The organism is Paenibacillus ihuae, assembly GCF_001368795.1.
Taxonomy (GTDB): domain Bacteria; phylum Bacillota; class Bacilli; order Paenibacillales; family Paenibacillaceae; genus Paenibacillus_AQ; species Paenibacillus_AQ ihuae.
Window position 1 is genome coordinate 174463 of the sequence record NZ_LN831205.1, and the last position, 2757, is coordinate 177219.

Consider the following 2757-nt stretch of genomic DNA (forward strand, 5'->3'; position numbering starts at 1 on the left):
CCTGGATGCCTTGATCCTGCAGCAGCTGCAGATAACGGTCCGGATGAAAAGAACCATTATAGACAAAACCTGTGGCGCCGTTGCCGAGCACCGTCAGGAACGGGCTCCAGATCCATTTTTGCCAGCCCGGAGCCGCTGTAGCCCATACGGTATCCGATTTGCGGATGTCCAGCCATTGAGGTGAAACGATCCGCAGGTGGGCATAACCCCAGCCATGGGTGTGTACCACAGCTTTCGGGTTGCCTGTTGTGCCGGAGGTATACGCCAGGATGGCGATATCGTCACGGCTGGTGGCCAGGGCCGGACGGGAATCCGGCTGTCCGTCCATCAGGCTCCCCAGATCGCTCCACCCGGCTTCAAGCTCGTCCTTGTTTCCGGATACCGACAGGCGGTAGTCGAGGGCCGGCAGATCTTCCGTGATTTTATTGACTTCGCCGGTTACCTCGGACCAGACAATGACCGCTCTGGCCTCCGAATGCCGCAGGCGGTATGACAAATCCTTGGCCCGCAGCATTTCGGAAGAAGGAATAACGGCCAGTCCCAGCTTGAGGCAGGCGAGATAGATGACGTAAGCGATGATACGGCGCGGAACCATGACCAGCACGCGGTCGCCTTTATGTAGTCCCAGACCCGCAAGCCCTCCGGCAAGCCGGTTGGCCTGGCTGAGCAGCTCACCATAGGTGATTTCCTCGAAGTTTCCGTTCTCATGAAGCCATTTAAGCGCAATCTTATCCGGAGGATGCTGTTCCATTTCCGAAGTCAGATTGTAGATTTCAGGTGCAATGAAGCGCTGATTGTCCAAATGTACCTCTCCTATATAATCGTGATAGTTGCAACTAATGTATAGTATAGCATGTTATATTAGTACCAGATGCTAATTAGCAGCAATATCTTTAAAGAAGGTTTTGTGACTCTTTTGGTATAATGCAGAAAAAGCGTTATGCAGGCGGAGGAATGCCACTATGGATAAAGTCTTTGTGTATGGTACCTTGCGGCAGGGCGAACAGTATCATGATTTGCTGGGGGACAGCAGATTATTCTCGCTGCTGGCGCTAGTAAAGGGAACACTGGCCGATACGGGATCAGGTTATCCGGTTCTGCTGGAGACGGAAGGCACAGTGGCCGGTGAACTCTACGAAGTGACAGCGGAAGTGCTGCAGCGGCTTGATGAGCTGGAGGGGTATTACGGTCCCGGCGATGCGCGGAATGATTATGAGCGGGTAGTGACAGAGGTAACAACCGACACCGGTGTGACCGAAGCCTGGGTCTATGTGTACAGGCACACGCAGCAATATGCCGCAATTCCGGAAGGAGACTGGAAGCTTTACCGGCTGAAGGATAGCGGGGAGCTGCTTTATTTTGCCTATGGGAGCTGTATGGATTTGCGGCGTATTCAGCTGGCCGGAAGGGAAGACGATTTCAGCAGTGTAGAGGGCTGCGGTGTGGCGGAAGGCTTTCAAGTAGCCTTTACCCTGCCTCTTGCCGATGGGGGACGGGCGGATCTGGTTGAATCCGGCGGAAGAGCGGAAGGTAAGGTGTACCGGATAACACCGGAGTGTCTGATTAATTATTTGTATGTGCGGGAAGGTGTGGCGGCAGGCTTATACCGCCCGGCCGTCGTACCTGTTCAGCTTATTGACGGGACAAGCCAAGCTGCGGTAACTTTTGTTGTGGTGGACAAACAAGCCGAGACCGCTCCGCCCGGGTCTTACATCGAAGAGATTTTGCGGGGAGCAAAGCCGGTTGTTTCGCCAGCCTATTATGCAGCGCTTGAGATGCGGTTTAGACGTGATTTTAACTAGTGCCGGGAGTGGTGATTTTAACAAGTATGTTAAAGCATTTTTTGAAAAAAAGGAGTGCTATAATCAGTTCAGATTATATATTTATGGAACAGGCGGTTGATGACCCATGCTAGTGAATAAAATTCAACAATTGCAGGACATGCTTAGTGTAATTCAGCTGACGTATCCGGAGGATGCTGCTATAGTGCTGGCTGATACCGAGAAGGTGGTGGCGTATCTCCCGGGTCAGCAGATTGATCTTAGGGTTCCTGTAGGCGCCCCTCTGGAGAAGTTTAAAGGGACCGTTTCCTACAGAGCTTTTGAGACTGGAACGGTGCAGCGTGAAGAACGGGGGGCTGAGGCCTTTGGCGTACCCTATCTTTCTTCAGCGGTGCCGGTTATCGAGAATGGAGAAGTAGTTGGCGTCATTGCAGCTATGGTGTCCACACATCGGGCCTCTGCCCTTCAGGACGGGGCACAGGAGCTGTCTTCCCTGGTCCAGGAAATGACGGCGACTTCAGAAGAAGTGACCCGCTCAGCGCATGGCGTGACGGAGCGTCTGGACGAGCTGGTTAGCCATTCCAAAGCGATGGTGCGCGACATCGAGAGCAGCTTTGAAATTTTGTCCTCTGTCAAACGGATTGCCGATCAGTCCCATATGCTGGGGCTTAATGCTGCGATTGAGGCGGCCCGGGCAGGCGAGCAAGGCCGGGGCTTCGGCGTAGTAGCGACAGAAATCCGCAAGCTGGCTAATGACAGCCATTCGCTTGTGCAGAATATCCACAGCCAGCTGGCCGGGATGAAGCAGGCCATTCTGCAGATGGACCGGTCGATTCAGGACATTATGGGCTTTTCGCAGCATCAGGGCCAGGCGATGCAGGAGCTGAGCCGTGCGTATGAGCATGTTGCCAGTACGGCGAATGAGCTGTCCAATCTGAAATAAGTGAGGAGGCCTATATGCATTCTTCAGCCTTTG

Annotated in this window: 3 protein-coding genes; 2 read left to right on the forward strand and 1 reads right to left on the reverse strand. The window is 53.5% G+C overall.

The features are described 5' to 3' along the window. Window positions 1-751, reverse strand: a 751-nt coding sequence (locus AQR02_RS35040; RefSeq protein WP_245237798.1) for an AMP-binding protein, incomplete at its 3' end; no start/stop codon positions are given. Between the two features lie 211 nt (window positions 752-962). On the opposite strand from AQR02_RS35040, the gene AQR02_RS29445 reads away from it, so the two are divergent. Together AQR02_RS29445 and AQR02_RS29450 are read left to right on the forward strand one after the other, a co-directional pair. Further along, entirely contained in the window at window positions 963-1802 is an 840-nt protein-coding gene (locus AQR02_RS29445; RefSeq protein WP_054943865.1) for a gamma-glutamylcyclotransferase, read from the forward strand. Between the two features lie 106 nt (window positions 1803-1908). Beyond that, window positions 1909-2724: a methyl-accepting chemotaxis protein gene (locus tag AQR02_RS29450; RefSeq protein WP_054943866.1), complete on the forward strand. Its 816-nt coding sequence runs from the start codon at window positions 1909-1911 to the stop codon at window positions 2722-2724. Window positions 2725-2757: the final 33 nt, after the last annotated feature.

Bases quoted from the DNA above. Each gene is read 5' to 3' on its own strand.
- AQR02_RS29445 (WP_054943865.1), top strand. From the start codon at position 963: ATGGATAAAGTCTTTGTGTATGGTACCTTGCGGCAGGGCGAACAGTAT.
- AQR02_RS29450 (WP_054943866.1), top strand. From the start codon at position 1,909: ATGCTAGTGAATAAAATTCAACAATTGCAGGACATGCTTAGTGTAATT.